Genomic DNA, 20,175 nt, shown 5'->3' with positions numbered 1-20,175 from the left:
AACCAGCCTGGGGGCCGGACGTTGCGAAACCAGCCTGGGGGCCGGACGCTGCGAAACCAGCCGGTGGGCCGGCCTGTGGCGCAGGGCCGGCCGCGTTCTGGCCAGGACGGCTCGGCTCCGTCGGCCGGCCGCCGCTCGCAGCCGGGGGCGGTGTCGCGGCGGCGTCCCCGATCCTGGGCATCAGCGCAGTCGGACCATCGCCCGACCAACCACTCAAAGCTGGTCCGCTCGGCATCCCCTGCCCCGGCGAAGCGCCGCGTCCGGGCGTGGCACTGTTCCCGGGCGTCGCCTCGTGTCCGGGCGTGACGCCGTTCCCCGGCGTCGCGCGCTGGCCGGGGCCTGGCGGCATGCCGTTCGGGTACTGCGCGCCACCTGCGTGCTGCGTGGCGGGAGGAGGCGGTGCTGCGTGCCCGCCCGGCTCAGCAGGCAGGTACGGCACGGTGGGCCGCTGTACCGAGGTGGCACCCGCAGGCGGTGCACCGGGTCCTTGCGACGCCATGGGCCCCTGCGGTGCTGTCGGCCCTTGCGATGGCATGGACCCCGGCGGCGTCCCGTGCGGTGCCGGGCCACCGTGCGGTGTCGTGGGCCACTGCGGACCTGCCGGCCCCTGCGGCGCGCTGGGCGCTTGCCGCCCGTCGGGCCGGTACGGCGTGGTGGGCCACTGCTGCGCGCTTGACGGCTGCGGTGCGGCCTGAGGGGCCTGCGGGGCGGGTACGCCGTTCTGGGGTCGCTGCGGCGTGAACGCGGCGCTCGCGGGCGGCTGGGGGGTGTCGGTCGGCCGACTCGGCTCGAACGCTCCTCGCCAGGGCGTCGGCCCGACGGGGATGTCCGGCTGGCCCGACGGCAGCGGTACCCCGGTGTTCTGGAGTGGGCCGTCGTTACGCGCCGGCGTGGACGGACGCGGCGGCACCGGCTCGGGCCAGGCGTTGGCCGGACGGGTGGGGGTCGGTTCGGCTCGGTCGACGCGGGGCAGGAAGGCGGTCGCCTCGTCGGCCTGGTCGCGGTGGCGACCGTCGGGACGCTCACTCATGACGGTGCTTCGGCCCCGGCACCGTGCTGATGACTAGATCACGCATGACGGCCTCACTCTGGCACCGTTGCCGAGCGCAGGGTGGTGGAATCCTCGAATGCGGGCACGGTGACCGTGGAAGCATGCTCGGAGTACCCGAGTTGGTAGTTTTCCACCGCGTTCCTGAACCACCGGACTCCCTCGGAAGCGGCGAGGGCCGCTCGAAGCGCGCCGGGATCGCCAATTGCCACGATCTTGAAGGGTGGGGAGTACACCCGGCCGTGCAGCAGCAGGGTGTTACCCACGCAGCGTACCGCGCTGGTCGCCAGAACGCGGACATTCATGATTGACATGGCCTCGGCACCGCCGGCCCAGAGCGCGTTCACCACGGCCTGCACGTCGCCCTGGTGCACGACGAGATCGTCGTTGCTGGCCCCTTCGGGGAGCTTGCCGAGTTGCGGCGCGTCGTTGAGCTCGACCGTCAGCCCGGGACCGGTCAGGGCGGTGAAGCCGGCGACCGCGAGGTTCTCCGTGGCCCGCTCCTGCTGTTCCTTGATCGGCGTGTCCGAGTCCGCGAGGTCGGTCGTACGGCTCTCGACCTCCCGGCGCAGCGTCGCCGCTCGCTCCTCGTTCAGGGCCACCCGCTCCCGGCGGTCCTCGATCAGCTCGGTGAGCTGAGGGCGGCGGTCCTCACGCAGCGCGGTGCCGCCGGCGGTGGTGGCCGTGGTCGTGAAGAGCAGGCCAGCGGCGGCGGCGATCAGCGGTACGCCGATCGACCAGCCAGGGCGTCGCCGCCGCCCGCGCCGCAGCAGGCCGGCGACAAGACGCCGCACCACCTTCTGCCACGAGGCTGCGCCGGACGTGTACTCCACGACCCGTTTCCCCCTGTCTCCGGCCCCGGCGACCGCATCCGTACGGTCGTGGTGGCCCTCGTCCGTCGTCCGTTCCCGGGTTGCCGGGCAACGGTCTGGCCCCCATTCGTGGATTGAGCGGGGCTTCCGGACTACGCTAGCTCTCGAACATTATTGGCCATGGACCGTCGCCCTCGCGCCCGGTTGCAGGCCGGACGAGGTCGTAACCCCTCTGGAGAGCGTCGTGCCCAAGTCTCAGGTCCGCAAGAAGAAGGTGTACACCCCGCCCACGGACGTCCGCCCGGCGGCGACAGCGGCGACGCGCAAGCCCAGCCCGATCTGGCTGCCGGTCACCGCCGTGTCGTTGATCGTGTTCGGCATCGGCTGGCTGGTGGTCTACTACCTCTCCGAGCAGGAGTACCCGGTCATGGAGCTGGGGTACTGGAACCTGGCGGTGGGTTTCGGCGCGATGGTCGGCTCGCTGATCCTGCTGTCTCGCTGGCGCTGATCCACAGCTCATCCGGCAGCGCCGGGTGAGTCGTCGAGGGCCCCGTCGCGCGGATGCTGCGGCTGCCTCCTAGGGTGGGCGCAGGGCGGCGTGGCCCAGGTGCGAGAAGACTCACGTTACTGCTGGGTAACCTTGCGCGTAGGCTGCACTGCATGACCGAGCGGGACGGTCATCGACCGGTCCGGTTCGAGGTGCGCGGCGGCTGAGGTCGCGTACGCACCTCCGACCCGGTCGCCGAGCCGCTCGCCAGGCAGCAGACCGGGAGGCCAACTCGATGGGCAGCGTCCAGATCGTCACCACGATCCTCGCGGCCGCCATCACCGCCGTTGCGGTGTGGCTTGCGGTGCGCGCGGTCATGCAGATGACGGCCGTGATCCGGCTGGGTCAGCCCGACCCGTCCCGGTTCGGTGACAAGGCCAGCCGCACCAGGACCATGCTCGCGGAGACCGCCGGGCACACCCGGATGCTGCGCTGGAGCGTGGTCGGCGCGGCGCACTGGTTCGTGATGGTCGGCTTCATCGTGCTGTCGCTGCTGGTGCTCGAAGCGTACTTCGAGGTGGTGTCCCCGACCGGCGGGCTGCCGCTGATCGGCGGCTGGGCGCTCTACGGCCTGGTCACCGAGTGGATCGGCATCCTGGGCATCGTCGGCATCGTGGTGCTGATCGCGATCCGGCTCGCCAACCGGCCCACGAAGGCCGGTCGCCGCTCGCGGTTCACCGGGTCGACGATGTGGCAGGGCTACTTCGTCGAGGCGGTCGTCCTCGCCGTACTGATCATGGGTTTCCTGATCCGGGGCTTCAAGGTCGCCACCGATCACTTCGAGTACCCGACCTGGGCCACCCCGCTCAGCCACGCGGTCGGCTCGGCGCTGCCGGACTGGCAGTCCGGGGTCAGCGTCGCCGCCCTGATCAAGATCGCCATCTCGATGACCTGGCTCATCGTGATCTCGCTGAACGTGACGATGGGTGTGGCCTGGCACCGCTTCCTGGCCTTCCCCAACATCTTCTTCAAGCGCAAGCCGGGTGCGGCCGGCTCCGGCCTCGGCCCGCTGCGGCCGATGATGAGCGACGGCAAGCCGCTGGACTTCGAGGAGGCCGACCCCGAGAAGGACCAGTTCGGGGTGGCTCAGGTCGAGCAGTTCACCTGGAAGGGCCTGCTGGACTTCAGCACGTGCACGGAGTGCGGCCGGTGCCAGTCGCAGTGCCCGGCGTGGAACACCGGCAAGCCGCTGTCGCCGAAGCTGCTGGTGCTGAGCCTGCGGGATCACGCGTACGCCAAGGCGCCCTACCTGCTGGCCGGCGGCGGCAAGGACCTCACCGGCGAGGAGAAGGCCACCGCCGCGCAGCTCGCCCACGTCGACGTGCTGGCGCTCGCCGAGGCGGAGAAGCCGCTGATCGGCGACGCCGAGGCCGGCGGTGTGATCGACCCGGACGTGCTCTGGTCCTGCACCACCTGCGGTGCCTGCGTCGAGCAGTGCCCGGTGGACATCGAGCACGTCGACCACATCGTCGACATGCGGCGTTACCAGGTGCTGATCGAGTCGAGCTTCCCCTCTGAGGCCGGCGTGATGCTGCGCAACCTGGAGAACAAGGGCAACCCGTGGGGTGCGCCGCAGAACACCCGGGAGGACTGGACCAAGGGCCTCGACTTCGAGGTGCCGCGCGTCGGCGAGGTCGACGACTTCGAGTACCTGTTCTGGGTGGGTTGCGCCGGTGCGTTCGAGGACCGGGCCAAGAAGACCACCCGCGCGGTGGCCACGCTGCTGAACGAGGCGGGCGTCTCCTTCGCCATCCTCGGTGAGGGCGAGACCTGCTCGGGTGACCCGGCCCGCCGCATCGGCAACGAGTTCGTCTTCCAGATGCTCGCTCAGCAGAACGTGGAGACCCTCAACGAGGCGTTCTCCGGCCGCGAGAAGGCCAAGCGGAAGATCGTCGCCACCTGTCCGCACTGCTTCAACACCCTGGGCAACGAGTACGGCCAGCTCGGCGGCGAGTTCGAGGTGGTGCACCACACCCAGTTGCTGGCGCATCTGGTCGCCACCGGCAAGCTCACCCCGGTGCAGCCGGTCGACGGCGGCGTCACGTACCACGACCCGTGCTACCTCGGGCGGCACAACCGGGTCTTCACCCCGCCGCGTGAGGTGCTGGGCAGTGCGCTGGGCGCCGGCGAGATCACCGAGATGCCGCGCAACAGCGAGCGCTCCTTCTGCTGCGGCGCCGGTGGCGCGCGGATGTGGATGGAGGAGCGGATCGGTAAGCGGATCAATGTGGACCGGGTCGAGGAGGCCATGTCCACCGGGGCGAAGACCATCGCCGTCGGCTGTCCGTTCTGCTCGACGATGCTCACCGACGGAGTGAACGGCAAGGGCGCCGGCGAGCAGGTCGAGGTGGTCGATGTGGCGAGCGTCCTACTGCGGTCGGTCCGCCCCGAGCAGGCCCGGGGCGCTGAGGAGGGCGAGCCGGTCGGCAGCTGAGCAAGGCCTGAACAGCTACGGGGTACGGCGGGCTCACGTGGTCCGTCGTACCCCGTATTCATATTTACCCGCGTGACTATAACGAAATGATCGACACCCTTTGTGCGCAACCGGTCGCGCAAACGTGAATCGTTCGTTGGTCGCCTTGATTCCGCCCGGTGCCTTCCCTAATGTTGGGCACCGACCGCCGTAGGTCGTCTGTTCCGCCCCTCTACCGCCCGCGGGACACCCGGCGGTCGGTTGCAAAGGAGTCGCTGCCGGTGGCAACCATGCCCCTCCATCGTCACGTGCCCGGACGGTCGAGCCGTCCAGGTGGTCTGCGGAGAGCCGCTCACCGTCTGCTCGTCCTGGTGGCTGCCGCCGCAGTCGGCGCTGGCCTGCTCTCCGCCCCCGCGCACGCCGAGCCCTCGGTGGAGGAGATCGAGCGTCAGATCGACAAGCAGTGGCAGCAGCTTGAGCCCACCATCGAGCAGTACAACAAGGTGCGGTCGCAGCTGAAGGTCAACCGGAAGAAGTCGGCCGACCTGCAGAAGAAGATCCAGCCGCTGGCCCTGGAAGCCGAACTGGCCATGAACCGGGTGGCGGACCTCGCCTCGCGGTACTACGTGAACGGACCGTCCCAGGAAATCGGCGCGGTGCTGCTGAACGCCAAGCCGGACCTGCTCGGCGAGCAGATGGCCATGCTGGAGCGGCTGGCGGCGTACGAGCGCCAGCAGCTCGAGAGCGTGATGAAGGTCCGCAAGAAGTACGACACGCAGAAGGCCAAGCTCGACGCGCTGATCGCCGACCAGGAGGCGAAGGAAAAGCAGCTCGCGGCGAAGAAGAAGCAGATCGATGCCAAGATCAAGCAACTTGAGCGGTCGCTGCCGGTGACCACGGTCAAGACCACCAACTGCCCGACCATCAACGGGGTGGTCAGCGCGGCGGCCCGCACCGCCATCAAGGTGGCCTGCGCCCAGGTCGGCAAGCCGTACGTCTGGGGTGCCACCGGCCCGAACTCGTTCGACTGCTCCGGGCTGACCCAGTACGCGTACAAGGCCGCCGGCATCTACCTGACGCACTTCACCGGTGCGCAGTGGAACGAGGGCAAGGCCATTTCCAGGTCTGAGGCCCGCCCCGGCGATCTGGTCTTCTTCCGCAGTGACCTGAGTCACGTCGGCCTCTATCTGGGCAACAATCTGATGGTGCACGCACCCAGAGCGGGCAAGCCGGTGAACGTCTCCCCGATCACCACGATGCCGATCGCCGGGTTCCGCCGACCCGGCTGAGCGAGCAGACAGGAACATCACCAGGGCCCTCGGTCAAGCGACCGGGGGCCCTGTTCGTTGTCGGATTTGTGCACCGTGAGTGATGGTGTGGATGTGTTGCGTATCGACGGGGATCGTCCCTACGCTGGGCAATCGTCGGGTCCGATGGCAGTTCCGTCCACCAGGGGCGGTAACGGTCCGACACCGCCGAGTCGCTTGCGCGAGCCGGGGATCCAGGTTCCCGGGGTGAATCCGCGATCACCGCGGTAGGGCGCTCCCTTCCCGCCCGAACCCGTCAGCTAACCCGGTAGGCGGTACGGGAAGAAGGAGTACGGAGCCCGGTGGCACACCATGCCCCGCGGCCACCGTCAGCACGGCCGGCGACGCCCGGCCCGACGACGGCTGCGCCGCGATCCCGCTGGTACCGCTGCACCACCGCACTCGCCGCCCTGTCCGCGACCGCCGTCATGCTGACCGGCGGCGCGACGGCGGCCCACGCCGAGCCGACGGTCGACGCCATCGAGCGCCAGATCGACGCGGACTGGAACCGGCTCGAACCACTCATCGAACGCCACAACGCCACCCGGCAGGATCTCGCCGGCAAGCGCCGGGAGGCCGACGCCCTGGCCGCTCGGATCGCACCGCTTGAGCAGCAGGTCGACGCGGCGATGACCCGGGTCGGCGCGCTGGCGGCACGGGCGTACAAGGGCGGCACGGTCGGTGCCGTCAACGCCCTGCTGGACAGCAGGTCGCCCGGCGAGGTCGTGGAGCAGATCGGCCTGCTCGACCGCTACGCCCACTTCCAGCAACAGGACGTACGCGAGGCGAGCGAACTGCGCGACGAACTCACCACCGCCAAGGCCGGGCTGGAGCGCACCATCGACCAGTTGGCCCGTACGGAGGCCGAGTTCGCGCAGAAGCGCCGCCAGATCGACGCCGAGATCGACCGGTTGCAGCGGCTCCGGCTGCGGGCGTACGGCAATGGAGGCGGCGGCCCGCTGCGTCCGGCGCCCTGCCCGGCCGGCTATCCGGGCGGGCCGGCGGGGGTGGCGGTGAAGTTCGCCTGCGCCCAGATCGGCAAGCCGTACGTGTGGGGGGCCGAGGGACCCCACGCGTACGACTGCTCGGGTCTGATGCTGGCCGCCTGGGCGCGGGCCGGGGTGGCGCTACCGCACAACGCGGCCCGGCAGCGTCAGGTCACCGCGTCGGTCAGCCGCAGCGCCCTACGCCCGGGTGACCTGGTCTTCTACTACCGCGATCTGCACCACGTCGGCATGTACGTGGGTGACGGCTGGGTGGTGCACGCCTCCCGCGCCGGTCAGCCGGTGAAGATGAAACGGATGGACACCAGCCCCATCCACAGCTTCGGCCGACCCGGCTGAGCGTGGTCCTGGCTGAGCTTGGGCCTGGCGTTGGCGTGGTCCTGCCGGAGGCGTGGGCCTGGCGTTGGCGTGGTCAGCGGGTCGGCCAGGTGCGCCAGTTCTGCCAGGCCCGGCTCGGCGTCGGCCCGCGCTGCCCCTGGTAGCGGGAGCCGTAGACGGCCGATCCGTACGGGTGCTCGGCCGGCGAGGAGAGCCGGAAGATGCAGAGCTGACCGATCTTCATGCCGGGCCAGAGGGTGATCGGCAGGTTCGCCACGTTGGACAGTTCCAGCGTGACGTGCCCGGAGAAGCCGGGGTCGATGAAGCCGGCGGTGGAGTGGGTGAGCAGGCCCAGGCGCCCCAGGCTGGACTTGCCTTCCAGTCGACCGGCCAACTGGTCGCCGAGGGAGATGACCTCCAGGGTGGAGGCGAGCACGAACTCGCCCGGGTGCAGCACGAAGGGCTCGCCGTCGGGCACCTCGACCGGTGAGGTCAGGTCGTCCTGCCGGGTCGCCGGGTCGATGTGGGTGTAGAGGTGGTTGTTGAAGACCCGGAACAGCTTGTCCAGGCGTACGTCGATGCTGGACGGCTGCACCAGCGTGGGCTCGAAGGGCTCCAGCGCGAGCGTGCCCGCCTTGATCTCGGAGACCAGGTCGCGGTCGGAGAGCAGCATCGCCACACCATACCGATATGGCTGACCTGCGTGTCGCGCTACCTGTCTAGAACGTATGTTCGATAAGATGTCGACATGGCTTCCTGGTCCGAATTCGCCGCTGACGAGCCTCGACTCGCCGACGAGATCCGCCTTCTCATGCAGCAGTACGGCCCGGGCTTCGGCTACCTGGCCACGGTCCGCGCCGACGGCGGGCCCCGGGTGCACCCGGTCTCCCCGGTGATCACCGACGACGGTCTCTACTGCTTTGTGATCGACTCGCCGAAGCGGCGCGACCTGGAACGCGACGGCCGCTATGCCCTGCACTCCTTCCCGCCGGAGGAGAGCGACGACGAGGCGTACGTCGCCGGTCGGGCCTGGCCGGTCACCGACGACGCCACCGTGGCCCGCCTGGCGCTTGCCGCCCGCGCCGCGCCGCAGGTCGACTGGCGGCTGTTCGAGTTCACGATCGAGGTCGCGATGCTCAGCCGTCGCGGCCACGCCAACTCCGACGTGCCGGGCGAGCACGGCGGGGTGCCGGCCGTCCAGGTCTGGCTCGATCCGACAGCCACCGCCCCGCAGGCGCAGCGGCCCGCGTCGTTGGCGGCCCACTCCGCCCGTCGCGCCCGCTGCGCGGCCTGACACCAGCCGGTGCCGGCCCCGTCGAACGGGACCGGCACCGGAGGCGGTACGTGCCGAAGGGCTCGCGTCAGGCGGCTCGGTAGGTGTTCCAGGCGCTGATCATGCGGCTGGCCTGGCCCGGAGTGAACTGGTACATGCAGGAGTCGTACGAGTAGTCCATGAAGTTGGTGATCGGGTCGAGGCCCGGGGCGGAGCAGGTGTCCCGACCGGTCGGGCAGCCGCTCGCCGGGGAAGCCTCCGCCGGGGTGTCCGAGACCTGGTCACCCGAGCCGGAGCAGCCGCCCTGGAAGGTGTGGTACAGGTTCAGCCAGTGCCCGACCTCGTGGGTGCCGGTGTCGCCCTGGTTGTAGTTGGTGGCCGTGCCGCCGGGCAGCGACTCACTCAGCACCACGACGCCGTCCATGCTGTTCAGCGTGGTCTGCGGGAAGGTCGCCCAGCCGAGCAGGTTGTTGCTCAGCGCCCCCAGGTAGATGTTCAGCGTGTTCTTGCCGCCGACCCGCAACTGGGTCTTCATCTGCCGCTCGGCGGTGGTGCCCTGCCGGATCGGGTACCACGACGTGTTGGTGACCCGGTTGATGCTCTGCAACTGGAAGGCGAAGGCGGTCGCCGCCCCACCGGTTGCCCCGCTGAACGCCTGGTTGAGCACGTTGATCTGCGATTGGATCATCGAGTCGGGGATGTTTCCGCCGGCGCGGGTGGTGTCCCTCCGGATCACGTGCACCACGACCGGGATGGTGACCGACGCGGCGGCGGCCTGGGTGCCGAGGTTACGCTGACCGACCCGCTTGGCCCGCTCCTGGAGCAGGTCGGCGAACTCGGCCTCCCGCTGAAGGACCTGGCTCTTGGTCAGCTCGTTCGGGTCATGCGCGAGGACACCGCCACCGCGGACCCGGGCCGCACTGCCGGTCGGGTCCGCGCACTCCTCGTCGGCGTGCGCGTGCCCGGCGGCCATCGCCGGGCTGGCGGAGATGGTGGCGGCCGGCAGCGCGCCCACCGTTACCAGGCCGAGCGCCATGACCAGTGACGTCGATGCGATGCCGGCGAGGCGCCGGTTCAGCAGGACGGGACGGAGTCCCATAAGCCCACCTCTTTCTGTCGACGCGACCGGGGGGTTGTGTCGCGCCGTGCGGAAAACGTGGGGCAGACGTTACAACCCATCGATAGATTTGAGAATGGGCATATGTTGCTGACCTGAAACTTCTTGCCGCTCGGTGGGCTGGCCCGCCGGCTGGGGTGGCGGGCGGGGTGCCTGGGTGCACGGGGGCAGTGACTCAGGTACAGTGGTCCCGCTTGCGGGTGTAGTTCAATGGCAGAACATCAGCTTCCCAAGCTGACAGTGCGGGTTCGATTCCCGTCACCCGCTCCACGATCAAGGCCCTGGCCAGGACGCGAGTCCCAGCCAGGGCCTTCGTGCAGCGCCTGAACGATGGCGCGGTCAGCTTCCGCCGTCGCGTGTTGGTAGATCAGCGCGGTACCTACACTTCGGGCTGTGGACCAGGACGAGGTTGTGGTCAGGCTCAGCCACGACGAGGCGCTGGTGCTGTTCGAGTGGTTGTCCCGCACCGATGAGCTGACCAACGACTTCGGCGACTTGGTTGAGGACCAGGCCGAGCAGCGAGCGTTGTGGAACCTCACCTGCCTCCTCGAATGGGTGCTTGTCGAGCCCTTCCGCCCCCGCATGACCCACCGTGGTCGCCGCGGCCGGGCCAGCGACCCGGAATGGCAGCAACGCAACCGGCTGACCCGCTCAGCAGCCCGCATGCGTGCGGAGCACGTCGACCGGCTGACCGACACGCTCAGTAACCTGCCTGCCAAGATCGGCGCACCGATCCTGGCCGCCTGGAACACCAAGGAAGACCTGCTCGAACTGCACCGGCTCGCCACCACGATCGAGACCTGGTGGCCCGAAATCCTCGCGTTTCTGCACACCGGCATCACCAAACGCCGGCTCCGAAGGCACCAACCGCGTCATCAAAACCGTCGCCCGCGATGCCTACGGATTCCGCAACCCCGAGAACCAGCGGCAACGCACCCGCACCGCCACAATCCGCCGCCACCGCGGACACCTCAACCCCGCTTAACTTCGAAGAGCCCGTATGCGGGGCAGCCGCTCCAAGGTCAAGGCATTTCGCGTCGCTGCGCGACAGCCCTGCAGGCCCCCGGGTGCCGGGCAGGCCAGGGGTCTGCCCGGATTCACGCGCCGCATCCCTATCACGGCCTTGTCGCCCCACTTGCGCCCTGGCTGCTTGCGTTGCCTACTCACGCCTCATTCCGGCTTGACCTTCTCAAAGTCACGCGCTGACTGTGGCAACGCAACCCTCATCATATATCGGCCATACGATTGAGAAAGCTGTTCCTTGTAGGGGGAATTAAGCCGCAAGCGATTCCCCATCTTCCGAGCCGCTTCCTCTACAGCAGCCTTGTCCATAAGTCGGAGATGATGAAAGTCCACGATTGTCCACTCAATGGCGGGCGGGCCATCGAATTCCGGCAGTAGGGAATAGGCGATGGCGACACCTTGAGTAAGAGCCTTCCGGAATTCTGTTCGCCGGCCGTTCTGATCGTGCTTCGCAAAATCGCTGTATCTTAGCGCAGAGGCGAGCAGGACCTGGGGGATCTTGTTATTCTCGAGGTCGCAAGATTGGCTAAGAACCACCCAAGTGCCACGAAGGGTTTGCACTGAGATACGACCAGGCTGAGTGATGTCGTGGACGACACGCGGCGCCGCAAGATGGAGCACATCTCCCTGCTCTAACTGCTCCTCGTCCTGTACCACTTCGTACCAATCTAGCGCCACTACCCTCGCCCTACTCTGCAAACAGTTTGATTGCCGTTAGGTCTGGCTCTGAGATTCGGTGCATCAGAGGAGCGTCCTCCTCAACTAGGATGTCTTCAAAAATCTCGACCTCACCAAACGCCTCTTCGCGGATAGCAAAGTCGTAGTCGATGACGTCCTGGTCGAACCACTGAGGTGATCTCAGCAGCGCAAAAGTGTTGATTAGTACGACACGGGCGAAGGTGTCGAGTCGGGCGGTGATGGAAACAGGCGTGGAGCCATCGATAGACACGTCCTTGCGACAGAAACACGTCTTCGAGAGGGCTCCACGTGATTGCCTATCGTGCCATGGTCGACGTCCCGAGGGAACTCGTGCAGCATCTCGGCCGGCTGCTTGCCGCCGAGCGTCGAGCCAAGGGGACCCGGCGCGGCACTCGCGCGTTGACCTGCTTCTACCAGGCGTTGTTGGTGCTGATCTGGTTCCGCAAGGGCGAGGACCTGGCCCTGCTCGGCGCGGGGTTCGGGATCTCCCGGGCGACCGCGTACCGCTACCGCGACGAGGGCATCGCGGTACTCGCCGCGCAAGCAAGCGACTTACACACCGCGCTGCGCCGTGCCGCCGACGACGGCTGGTCGCACGTGATCCTCGACGGCAAGCTGTTCGACTGCGACCGCCTCACCGAGACCACCCTGTCGGTCAAGGGCGAGACCATCGACGCCTGGTACTCCGGAAAGCACCGCGACTTCGGCGCGAACATCCAAGCGATCATGCGCCCAGACGGGCTGCCGATCTGGACCTCGCAGGCTATGCCCGCGCATCTGCACGACACCAGCTGCGCCCGCGAACTCGGTGTCACCGCCGCATTGAACTGGTCCGCCGCCGAACTCGACCTGCCCACCCTGGCCGACTCCGGCTACGAAAGCGCAGGCCACGGCATCAAGACACCGATCAAACAGCCCGCCGACGGCAGCCGACTCGCACCCGACAACCGCGCCTACAACCGGCTGCTACGCGGCCTGCGCTGGCAAGGCGAACGCGGCTTCGCCATCCTGACCGGACGCTGGAAAACGCTCCGCCACACCACCGCCAGCCCACGCCGGATCGGCGAGATCGTCGCCGCCGCGCTACACCTGACTCACTTCGAATACCGCTACCTACCCGAATCTTGCTGAGATCACCTCACTGGAAGTTGACATCGGAAAGGAGATGAGTTGTCAGCTCTTCCAGTGGCCCCCACGCCATGGTCGGAAGCATGCTAGCGTTCCACGAACGAACCATCGCTTGGTCGCGCTCGTTGAGCGCCTCCTCAAGACCCCGATGCGGAAGAGCCATCGGCACTAGAGACGAAACAGTCAGCGCATATGGGGCCACAGCGCGGGCAGCTCTCATGGTGAAACTTGTCATTCAAACAACCCCCTCGCCTGATCGGTGATTAATGCTTCAAAAACCGCGTTCTCTTGTTCCTTGAGGTGGTCGATCAATTCCATTGCCGCCGGAAGGTTCATCGACTCATCCTTGATAACATCGATATCGAGCAAGAAATCAGCAGTGTCATCTTCTGACTCGATTGACGCCAAGGTTAGTGCCAGCTTGGTGTTGTCTGATCCCTGGAGCTCTGATCTGTAGAAGAATCCAGTTACGCCGCCAGTAAAGGGTAGAGAGTCGATAGCCGTTACGGCGAAGTGGTGGAAGTAGTCGCTGAGGTTGACAGGGACCTGCTTGATCTTTATTCGGTTGATATATCTTGCGCTAACGCCTGCAATCTCTGCGATACCGAAAAATCCATATAGGTCCCTCATGTCTTGCTCGAAACGCGGCTTCAAATGCTCCCAGCCCTCATAGGGGCGTAGGGATACCACGCCGGCAACATCGGCTCCTACGGTAAGGAGGCGTCGGCCATCCCCCGAGCGGAGTTGGATGCGAGCCGGGCCGGGAGCTACAGAGAAGGAAGGGCCTTCTTCCTGCGTCCCAGACGCGAGGTTTGCCTGGATGGGGCGCTGAACTCTTGGTTTTCCAGGATACCGTTCCTTAAAGCGCTCGAAGAGTTGCCCGGGCGTCGCAACGGTCCACTCCACTGGGGCCGCGTAACGAACCTGGCAGATGGCCTCCTCGATCGGTGGATTTCTGTACACACGCCGAACCACCTGCTGGCCTCTCAATCGTCCAAGGTGCCCGTATTCGCCTGATATATCCCCTAGTGTCACTACGCTACACGGACGTACCTCGCCATCCTGGGACGCCGGGCCGATGCGTCACAGTATCCAACGAGCGAGCTACTTCGACATCCGCCGTTCGTCAGGTAATCACGTCTCACACCCCTCATGTAGGCGAACCGCACCGAGCGTGACTGCCAGGACGTGTCAACGCTTCGTCTTGACGGAGGCTTGCCTGGAGAGAGTCCGACCAGTAGCAACGCGTGTAGCTCAGCCACCTGATCGTCGTGACCTGATGCTCGTCGTCGGGTAGGAAATCAGCCAACCTTCGTCGAGCGCGGCATCGACAACTGCATCATCAAGGACGACGTCGAGATCCTCACCTGCGGGTACCACTACGGGGACCGATAGCGGCCTCGGGCTGGAACTGCGACCGATTCAGGACTGTGAGCCATACGCCGAATGCCACCAGACCGTGGAGATGAGGTTCTGTTCCGTGTCGAGGAGATCGCGTTCGAACTGCTCGACGTTGAGGGACGCAGGCGACTGATCACCAGCTCCGTGATCTCATGGGTTAGTCGCACGCTGTGCGTACCTGGACCTGCTCGACGGGCCGTAACCATCCGAGAGGATGCCCGTGTCCTCGCAGTCAAGATCGATTCCACGATGGCCGAGCGTGCCACGCGAGGATGCAGGAGGCTGCGCGTGTGAGGGGTTATGGGGTGGCCTGCCGGTCGGTAGCGTGGGGCGTGATTGCGGCCGATGGGTCGGTGGTGCATCCCGCGCTACGCGAGGAGGTTCCGGGTGGATTCCTTGCCGGAGTTGACGTTCGGGCAGCGGTTGAAGGTCTACCGGGAGCGGTCCGGGAAGACTCGCGCGGTGCTGGGTGGGCTGGTAGGTCGTAGCGCCGAGTGGGTCAAGGCAGTGGAGACCGATCGCATCCTGCCGCCACGCATTCACATGCTGGATCGGATCGCACGTGCCCTGAAGATCGACGTGTCGGTGTTGGCCGTGGAACTGGGTGACCGGTCTGCGGCGGTCAACGGGCCGGAGCATCCAGCACTGGCGTCGGTTCGGGACGCCGTGAACCGCATCCCGCTCTCCGACGACACCCCGGCGGAGTCGTTGGCCGTTCTGAGGGAGCGGCTTGCGGTGGCGTGGCGGGCGCGGCATCAGGCGTCGGATCACCGTACGGTGCTGGGCGGGTTGTTGCCGGGGTTGCTGCGCGACGGGCAGCGGGCCGTGTTGGCGTACGACGGTGAGCAGCGGCGGCAGGCGCAGGCCCTGCTGGCGGAAACGCTCGGGCTGGCGCAGATGTTCATCGCGTACCAGCCCGCGGCCGAGTTGCTGTGGCGGGTGGCGGATCGGGCGATGGTCGCGGCGCAGGAGTCCGGGGAACCGGAGGCGATCGCGTGTGCCGGGTGGTTCCTGTGCCAGGTGCATCGGGACGCCGGTGACTGGGACGCCGCGATGGCGGTGACGCTTGACGTGCTGTCGGCCCTGGAGTCGCGGGCAGCCGACGGAAGCACGAATCTGCTGGCCTTGTGGGGTGCGCTGAACTTCGAGGCCGCGTACACCGCTGCTCGTGCCGGTGAGGAAGGGCGGGCCTGGCGGTACTGGGACCGTGCGGACCAGGTGGCTCAGCGCCTGCCCGAGGGCTTCTACCAGCCGCAGACGTCGTTCTCGCGAGTCATCATGGGCGCCCACGCGGTGACCGTGGCGGTGGAGTTGCAGAAATCCGGCGAGGCGGTGCGGCAGGCGCGTCGTCATGATGCGGCGGCGATCCCGTCGCGGCCACGTCGGGCACGCCATCTCATCGAGGTCGCGCGGGCGCACTACGGCAAGGACGACAAGGAAGCGACCGTGGCGACGCTGCGGAAGGCGTACGAGTCGGCTCCGGAGACGATCCGCTTCAACGGGTACGCCCGCCAGATCACCTTGGACCTGCTCGACGGGCCGCGTTCCATCCGAGATGACGCCCGTGACCTCGCGGTCAAGGTCGGGCTCGTGCCGTGATCCAGGGGTAGGAACCTTACCCATTCCGCCTCGCCACCGGCCGTAGCTTTCTGCTCACGGGATGCGGCGGGCGGTGCGACAAACGCCTGGTCGCCGTGTCCCCCTCAACCAGGGGGCGGCGACAACAGCGCCCTCGTGATCGGCGAGCGAGGCCACGTGCGGCGTGTTTCGTACGACGAGTATCTCTCCGCTACCGCGTTGACGTTTGCGCGGCGGCATCGGCCGGTGTGGTCCTGGCAGCGCTGGCGACGCGTCTGTCGATGCGGTGCCGACCTGCCCTGTCGTGCCCGGCATCGGATCCCGATCAACCGTGGTCACTGGCCGCAGGAGAGCGAGCAGTGACCGGCGGGCCGGAGCGGCTGATTCTGGCCGTACACGTCCGAGGGCTCGACGGTATGTGTGCGGGTTGCCGGGTGTGGTGGGCGCTGCTGGTGCCGTACCCGTGTTGGCAGGTGGAGTGGGCGACGAGTCGGCAGGCCCGCGCGAGCGTGGCCCGGTTCCTGGAGGGTGTGCGGTGAGTACCCACGGGCCGGTGTTGCCGATCTGGAGTTGTGGTGGCTGTGACCTGCCGTGGCCGTGCCCGACGCGGCGGCGTGAGTTGCGGGCGGAGTATGCCGGTGCGCCGGTGTCGTTGGCCCTCTACCTCGGCGTCTGTCTTGTCCAGGCCGCCGAGGACATGCCTTGGGCGCAGGCCGGGGCGCTGCACCGACGGTTCATCGGCTGGGCCAGGCAGCCTGCGGAAGATCAGCCGGCGGAAGGACGGCGACCGGGCCGGGCGTAGCGGGACGAGACGAGCGTCGGAGCGGGTAGGTGGTCGACGGTCGATACGCTGCCGGCCATGGGAGCGATCAAGCCGTGGCAACTGTTCATTCTCAGCCTGTGCTGTCTGGTGCCGCTCGCCGCGGCGGCTGTCGCTGGCTTCTGGATGGCGCGACGGAACCGCAAGTAGGAGTCGAGATGGTGCGGCGCCCGATGAACGGCGTCGCCGTACCCTGGTGATCATGCGGATTGGCATCGTGATTCTGCCCGACCAGCGCTGGTCGGTGGCCCGGCACCGCTGGCAGCAGGTCGACGAGTGGGGGTTCGACCACGCCTGGACGTACGACCACCTGGGCTGGCGGGATCTGGTGGACGGGCCCTGGTTCGATTCGATGGCCACGCTGACCGCCGCCGCGACGGTGACCTCCCGGATCCGGCTCGGGACGCTTGTGGCCTCGCCCAACTTCCGGCATCCGGCGGCGTTCGCCCGGCAGGTGACGGCGCTCGACGATGTCTCCGACGGGCGGGTGCTGCTCGGGCTCGGCGCGGGTGGCATCGGCTTCGACTCGGCGGTGCTCGGTGGCGAGACGCTGCCGCCACGGCAGCGGGTGGACCGGTTCGCCGAGTTCACCGAACTGCTCGACGCGATTCTGCGCGAGGACGGTACGACGTGGCGCGGGGACTGGTTCGCGGCGGTGGACGCGCGCAACAACCCCGGGTGTGTGCAGCAGCCACGGGTGCCGTTCGTGGTCGCCGCCAACGGACCGCGTTCGATGCGGCTCGCCGCCCGGTACGGGCAGGGTTGGGTGACCATCGGCACCGGTGGCGACGACCTCGACGCCTGGTGGGCGGGGGTGGCCGAGACGGTGGCCCGGTTCGACTCGGTGCTGGCGGCGCAGGGGCGTGACCCGGACGCGCTGGACCGCTATCTCTCGTTGGACGCGGCTCCGGTCTTCTCGTTGAGCAGCGCCCAGTTCTTCGCCGACCAGGTCGGGCGGGCGGCCGAGTTGGGCTTCACCGACGTGATCACGCACTGGCCTCGGGAGAGCAGTTGGTACGCCGGTGACGAGGCGATCCTCGCGGACGTCGCCACCCGCCTCCTGCCGCAGCTGAGAGGCTGAGGACGCCGGGGGTCAGGTGCTCAGGTCGCCGGTGGCGATGCCGCCCTCACCGGCGCTGACCAGGCGGAAGCGGATGCAGACGACCTGGGTGTCGTCGGTGACCGGGGTGCCGATGCGGGCCCAGTAGGCGGCGTGGCCGGCCCGCCATTCCTCGATCGAGCGGTCGCCCTCGCCCTCGGCGCGGGCGAAGTCCCAGGGCACCTCGGCGAAGCGGCATGTCTGCACGTCGGTCACCTCGACGACGCCCAGCAGCGCGTCGTGGTCGTCGACGAGGGCCAGCCGCTCGCCGAGGTGTTCGAGTTCCTCGCCGTCCGAGGCGTACTCGTCGAGCAGGCCGGCGGTTGCGGTCTTCACCCCGTTGAGCACCAGCGTGTTGAGGTGGGTGCGCAGCTCGCCGGGGGTACCGAGGGCGAGGGTGCGCAGGTCACCGATCCGTGGCCACATCCTGCCGAGGGTACCGGCCGACCAGCCGGTGGGTGCCCGGTGACGCTTCGGCCATGCCGCCGCGGCTTTTCTGGCGGTACGGTCGATGCCCGACAAGAAGGAGATGTCCATGGCGGACCGACGTGCGGTGCTCATTCCGGGGCGTGGCTACGACACCCGGTACCCACTGTTCCTCTATCTGGGTGAGGCGCTGCGGCGGGCCGGTTTCGGGCTGCACGGGATCTCCTGGCAGGTGCCGGAGGACTTCGATGTCGACACCATTGGCAGGTGGGTGTGCGATCAGGTCGCTCCGTCCCTGTCCGAACGCACGGATCTGCTGGTCGGCAAGTCGCTCGGCACGCTGGCCGCGCCGCTGGCGGCGGCGCGCGGATTGCCCGCCGTCTGGCTCACCCCGCTGCTGCACCGGGCGGAGCTGGTCGACGCGCTGCGCCGGGCCACCGCCCCGTTCATCCTGGTCGGCGGTACGGCCGACTCGTCCTGGGACAGCGCGACCGCCCGGCGGCTGACTCCGCACGTGCTGGAGATCCCGGCCGCCGATCACGCGTTGATGGTGCCCGGGCCGCTGGCCCACTCGGCCGAGGCGCTCGGCCGGGTCTGCACCGTGGTCGAGGGCTTCGTCCGCTGAGCTGAGGTGCGGGCGGGGTGCGGCTGTGGGCGGGGCGCGGGTGTGGGCGGGGCGCGGGTGTTAACAAGGGGCCCTTGCTCTACCTGAGGCGTTAATAAGGTGCCCTTCCTTTCACTCGGGCAGGGTGGTGAGGGCGTGGATGCGGAGGGTGGTCGCGACGGACGGCGGGCAGTCGACGACCACCGCTGAGGTGCCCAACGGTTCCGCGCCCAGGGACGCGCAGATGTCGTAGAGGGCCTGGACCTGGGCGGCGGTGGCGACCCAGTCGTCCACCACCAGCACCCGGTCGCCCGCGCTCAGGTGCCGGCTCTGCACCGCCAGGTCGACGCGCCGACCACGGAAGTCGGACGGACTCTGCGCCCAGGTCAGTGGCCCGGCGGGCAGCCGTCCGTCACCCGGCTTGTGGGCCGGCACGAAGCCGACGCCGAGCGCGGTGGCGGCCAGCGGGCCGAGTAGGAAACCGGTGACCGCCGGTGCGACGACCACTGTGGGGCGGGCCGCCCGGAACGGTGCGACGAGTGCCGGGCCCAACTCGGCCAGGACGGTCGGGTCCCGCCACCAGCCGGAGACGTCGCTGACCAGGTGGCTCGCGTCCGGGCCCGGGTCGACCCAACGGAACAACTCGACGAGACGCTTGCTGAGCTCGGCGGACATCCTCCTATGGTGCGCCGGGACGTCAGCGGGCACCGGGCCGCCCGGCCGATCGCGGGTCGGATGATCGGCTTCAGGTATCGCCGCAATTCCGGGCATACCACCATGATCACGTTGACTTCGGAAGTGCTTCTCTCGTTATGGTCCGACCCGATTTGATCTGTTGAGGAAAGGACCGGGCCGGTGACTGGTAGGCACACCCGTACCCGAAGGATCAGTTCGCCGGCCGGTATCGCGGCCAGCGCGGTGGTGGCCGTCGCGCTCGCCGTCGGTGGCACCGTCGGCGCCGTACGGCTGACCGCCGGGTCGGAGCCGGTGCGGCCGGCGGCGATCGAGCTGTTGCCCAGCTCCGCCACGCCTGACCTGGCCAGCGGCTCGCCGAGCGCCAGCGCCTCACCGAGCGCGACCGCGAGCCCGACGCCGACCCGTACCGCGCAGGCGCCGTCGCGCAGCAAGCCGCGTACGCCCAGCGCCAAGCCGACGCCGAGCACGAAGCCGACGCCCACCGCGAAGAAGACGACGGCACGATCGGTGGTGGAGACCGGTTCGTGCGGGGCGTCGTTCTACTGGCAGGGTCAGATGACCGCCAACGGCGAGACGTTCAACCCGGAGGACATGACGGCCGCGCACAAGACGCTGCCCTTCAACTCCAAGGTCCGGGTGACCAATCCGGCCAACGGCAAGTCGATCACCGTCCGGATCAACGACCGGGGTCCGTTCATCGCCGGCCGTTGCCTGGACCTGTCCCGGGCCGCGTTCGCCGAGATCGCGTCGCTCGACCTGGGCCACATCGAGGTCCGGTACGAGGTGCTCGGCTGAGCCGGTGCCGGCCGGCGATCGGCTCTGGCCCACGATCCTGGTGGCCAGAGTCCGCTCGTACGACGGG

Annotated in this window: 20 protein-coding genes, 1 tRNA gene, 1 pseudogene and 1 riboswitch; of the genes and pseudogenes, 14 read left to right on the top strand and 8 right to left on the bottom strand. The window is 68.2% G+C overall.

Annotated elements, in window-relative coordinates:
* Nucleotides 1-1,083 precede the first annotated feature (1,083 nt).
* Entirely contained in the window at nucleotides 1,084-1,881 is a 798-nt protein-coding gene (locus tag JMF97_RS12665) for a DUF881 domain-containing protein (RefSeq protein WP_013730772.1), read from the bottom strand.
* A gap of 223 nt (nucleotides 1,882-2,104) precedes the next feature.
* Between JMF97_RS12665 and JMF97_RS12660 the strand changes: the two genes are divergently transcribed.
* The 4 genes from JMF97_RS12660 (at nucleotide 2,105) to JMF97_RS12645 (ending at nucleotide 7,470) form a co-directional block, all read left to right on the top strand.
* Entirely contained in the window at nucleotides 2,105-2,368 is a 264-nt protein-coding gene (locus JMF97_RS12660) for a cell division protein CrgA (RefSeq protein WP_013730773.1), read from the top strand.
* A 274-nt stretch (nucleotides 2,369-2,642) separates the two neighbouring features.
* Nucleotides 2,643-4,841, top strand: a complete 2,199-nt coding sequence (locus JMF97_RS12655; protein WP_203221750.1) for a (Fe-S)-binding protein — start codon at nucleotides 2,643-2,645, stop codon at nucleotides 4,839-4,841.
* 254 nt (nucleotides 4,842-5,095) lie between these two features.
* Complete coding sequence (locus JMF97_RS12650) at nucleotides 5,096-6,109, top strand: C40 family peptidase (RefSeq protein WP_232510724.1); 1,014 nt, start codon at nucleotides 5,096-5,098, stop codon at nucleotides 6,107-6,109.
* 174 nt (nucleotides 6,110-6,283) lie between these two features.
* Nucleotides 6,284-6,417: riboswitch (cyclic di-AMP (ydaO/yuaA leader) on the top strand.
* 12 nt (nucleotides 6,418-6,429) lie between these two features.
* Nucleotides 6,430-7,470: a C40 family peptidase gene (locus tag JMF97_RS12645; protein ID WP_203221749.1), complete on the top strand. Its 1,041-nt coding sequence runs from the start codon at nucleotides 6,430-6,432 to the stop codon at nucleotides 7,468-7,470.
* Between the two features lie 73 nt (nucleotides 7,471-7,543).
* Here the strand turns inward: JMF97_RS12645 and dcd are convergent, their stop codons facing one another.
* Entirely contained in the window at nucleotides 7,544-8,122 is a 579-nt protein-coding gene (gene dcd, locus JMF97_RS12640; RefSeq protein ID WP_013730777.1) for a dCTP deaminase, read from the bottom strand.
* Between the two features lie 75 nt (nucleotides 8,123-8,197).
* Here dcd and JMF97_RS12635 point away from each other — a divergent pair, with 75 nt between their 5' ends.
* On the top strand, nucleotides 8,198-8,743 hold the full coding sequence (locus JMF97_RS12635; RefSeq protein WP_203221748.1) for a pyridoxamine 5'-phosphate oxidase family protein: 546 nt from the start codon (nucleotides 8,198-8,200) through the stop codon (nucleotides 8,741-8,743).
* Between the two features lie 67 nt (nucleotides 8,744-8,810).
* Here JMF97_RS12635 and JMF97_RS12630 read toward each other — a convergent pair whose 3' ends face one another.
* Nucleotides 8,811-9,821 carry a zinc metalloprotease gene (locus JMF97_RS12630; RefSeq protein ID WP_203221747.1) on the bottom strand — a complete coding sequence of 337 codons (1,011 nt, stop codon included), beginning with the start codon at nucleotides 9,819-9,821 and terminating at the stop codon, nucleotides 8,811-8,813.
* Between the two features lie 214 nt (nucleotides 9,822-10,035).
* On the opposite strand from JMF97_RS12630, the gene JMF97_RS12625 reads away from it, so the two are divergent.
* Nucleotides 10,036-10,109 (top strand) — tRNA-Gly (locus tag JMF97_RS12625).
* A gap of 303 nt (nucleotides 10,110-10,412) precedes the next feature.
* Nucleotides 10,413-10,824: pseudogene (locus JMF97_RS32220) on the top strand (transposase); the annotation flags it as partial.
* A gap of 185 nt (nucleotides 10,825-11,009) precedes the next feature.
* On the opposite strand, the gene JMF97_RS12615 reads toward JMF97_RS32220, so the two are convergent.
* Both JMF97_RS12615 and JMF97_RS12610 read right to left on the bottom strand, forming a co-directional pair.
* Nucleotides 11,010-11,519, bottom strand: coding sequence for a hypothetical protein (locus JMF97_RS12615; RefSeq protein WP_203221746.1), 510 nt, complete (start codon nucleotides 11,517-11,519; stop codon nucleotides 11,010-11,012).
* A gap of 31 nt (nucleotides 11,520-11,550) precedes the next feature.
* Nucleotides 11,551-11,811, bottom strand: coding sequence for a hypothetical protein (locus JMF97_RS12610; RefSeq protein WP_203221745.1), 261 nt, complete (start codon nucleotides 11,809-11,811; stop codon nucleotides 11,551-11,553).
* A 56-nt stretch (nucleotides 11,812-11,867) separates the two neighbouring features.
* On the opposite strand from JMF97_RS12610, the gene JMF97_RS12605 reads away from it, so the two are divergent.
* A complete protein-coding gene (locus tag JMF97_RS12605) occupies nucleotides 11,868-12,692 on the top strand; it encodes a transposase family protein (protein WP_203220950.1) in 825 nt (274 codons plus the stop codon).
* A 228-nt stretch (nucleotides 12,693-12,920) separates the two neighbouring features.
* On the opposite strand, the gene JMF97_RS12600 is transcribed toward JMF97_RS12605, so the two are convergent.
* Nucleotides 12,921-13,652, bottom strand: a complete 732-nt coding sequence (locus JMF97_RS12600; protein ID WP_307816905.1) for a TIGR04255 family protein — start codon at nucleotides 13,650-13,652, stop codon at nucleotides 12,921-12,923.
* Between the two features lie 825 nt (nucleotides 13,653-14,477).
* Between JMF97_RS12600 and JMF97_RS12595 the strand changes: the two genes are divergently transcribed.
* The 4 genes from JMF97_RS12595 to JMF97_RS12580 all read left to right on the top strand — a co-directional run bounded on the left by JMF97_RS12595 (nucleotide 14,478) and on the right by JMF97_RS12580 (nucleotide 17,569).
* Nucleotides 14,478-15,689: a helix-turn-helix domain-containing protein gene (locus tag JMF97_RS12595; protein WP_203221743.1), complete on the top strand. Its 1,212-nt coding sequence runs from the start codon at nucleotides 14,478-14,480 to the stop codon at nucleotides 15,687-15,689.
* Nucleotides 15,690-15,784: 95 nt separating this feature from the next.
* Entirely contained in the window at nucleotides 15,785-16,207 is a 423-nt protein-coding gene (locus tag JMF97_RS31995; RefSeq protein ID WP_203221742.1) for a hypothetical protein, read from the top strand.
* Entirely contained in the window at nucleotides 16,204-16,470 is a 267-nt protein-coding gene (locus JMF97_RS12585) for a hypothetical protein (protein ID WP_203221741.1), read from the top strand. The genes JMF97_RS31995 and JMF97_RS12585 overlap by 4 nt, the downstream gene beginning before the upstream one ends.
* A 220-nt stretch (nucleotides 16,471-16,690) precedes the next feature.
* A complete protein-coding gene (locus JMF97_RS12580) occupies nucleotides 16,691-17,569 on the top strand; it encodes an LLM class flavin-dependent oxidoreductase (protein ID WP_203221740.1) in 879 nt (292 codons plus the stop codon).
* Nucleotides 17,570-17,581: 12 nt separating this feature from the next.
* On the opposite strand, the gene JMF97_RS12575 is transcribed toward JMF97_RS12580, so the two are convergent.
* A complete protein-coding gene (locus tag JMF97_RS12575; RefSeq protein WP_203221739.1) occupies nucleotides 17,582-18,013 on the bottom strand; it encodes an ASCH domain-containing protein in 432 nt (143 codons plus the stop codon).
* A 109-nt stretch (nucleotides 18,014-18,122) separates the two neighbouring features.
* Between JMF97_RS12575 and JMF97_RS12570 the strand changes: the two genes are divergently transcribed.
* A complete protein-coding gene (locus tag JMF97_RS12570) occupies nucleotides 18,123-18,638 on the top strand; it encodes an alpha/beta fold hydrolase (protein ID WP_203221738.1) in 516 nt (171 codons plus the stop codon).
* Between the two features lie 111 nt (nucleotides 18,639-18,749).
* Here JMF97_RS12570 and JMF97_RS12565 read toward each other — a convergent pair whose 3' ends face one another.
* Nucleotides 18,750-19,292 (bottom strand): phosphoribosyltransferase, encoded by a 543-nt coding sequence (locus JMF97_RS12565; RefSeq protein WP_203221737.1) that lies wholly within the window; start codon nucleotides 19,290-19,292, stop codon nucleotides 18,750-18,752.
* A 180-nt stretch (nucleotides 19,293-19,472) separates the two neighbouring features.
* On the opposite strand from JMF97_RS12565, the gene JMF97_RS12560 reads away from it, so the two are divergent.
* On the top strand, nucleotides 19,473-20,108 hold the full coding sequence (locus JMF97_RS12560; RefSeq protein WP_203221736.1) for a septal ring lytic transglycosylase RlpA family protein: 636 nt from the start codon (nucleotides 19,473-19,475) through the stop codon (nucleotides 20,106-20,108).
* Nucleotides 20,109-20,175 lie beyond the last annotated feature (67 nt).

The organism is Micromonospora fiedleri (assembly GCF_016774385.1).
GTDB lineage: Bacteria > Actinomycetota > Actinomycetes > Mycobacteriales > Micromonosporaceae > Micromonospora > Micromonospora gifhornensis.
The sequence above is the reverse complement of the archived record's forward strand: the minus strand, read 5'-3'. Positions and strand labels throughout refer to the sequence as shown.

What these genes read in the sequence shown, in the direction of transcription:
- JMF97_RS12635 (WP_203221748.1), top strand. Translation starts at nt 8,198, where the DNA reads ATGGCTTCCTGGTCCGAATTCGCCGCTGACGAGCCTCGACTCGCCGAC.
- JMF97_RS12565 (WP_203221737.1), bottom strand. Translation starts at nt 19,292, where the DNA reads ATGTCCGCCGAGCTCAGCAAGCGTCTCGTCGAGTTGTTCCGTTGGGTC.
- JMF97_RS12630 (WP_203221747.1), bottom strand. Translation starts at nt 9,821, where the DNA reads ATGGGACTCCGTCCCGTCCTGCTGAACCGGCGCCTCGCCGGCATCGCA.
- JMF97_RS12655 (WP_203221750.1), top strand. Translation starts at nt 2,643, where the DNA reads ATGGGCAGCGTCCAGATCGTCACCACGATCCTCGCGGCCGCCATCACC.
- dcd (WP_013730777.1), bottom strand. Translation starts at nt 8,122, where the DNA reads ATGCTGCTCTCCGACCGCGACCTGGTCTCCGAGATCAAGGCGGGCACG.
- JMF97_RS12580 (WP_203221740.1), top strand. Translation starts at nt 16,691, where the DNA reads ATGCGGATTGGCATCGTGATTCTGCCCGACCAGCGCTGGTCGGTGGCC.
- JMF97_RS12570 (WP_203221738.1), top strand. Translation starts at nt 18,123, where the DNA reads ATGGCGGACCGACGTGCGGTGCTCATTCCGGGGCGTGGCTACGACACC.
- JMF97_RS12605 (WP_203220950.1), top strand. Translation starts at nt 11,868, where the DNA reads ATGGTCGACGTCCCGAGGGAACTCGTGCAGCATCTCGGCCGGCTGCTT.
- JMF97_RS12575 (WP_203221739.1), bottom strand. Translation starts at nt 18,013, where the DNA reads ATGTGGCCACGGATCGGTGACCTGCGCACCCTCGCCCTCGGTACCCCC.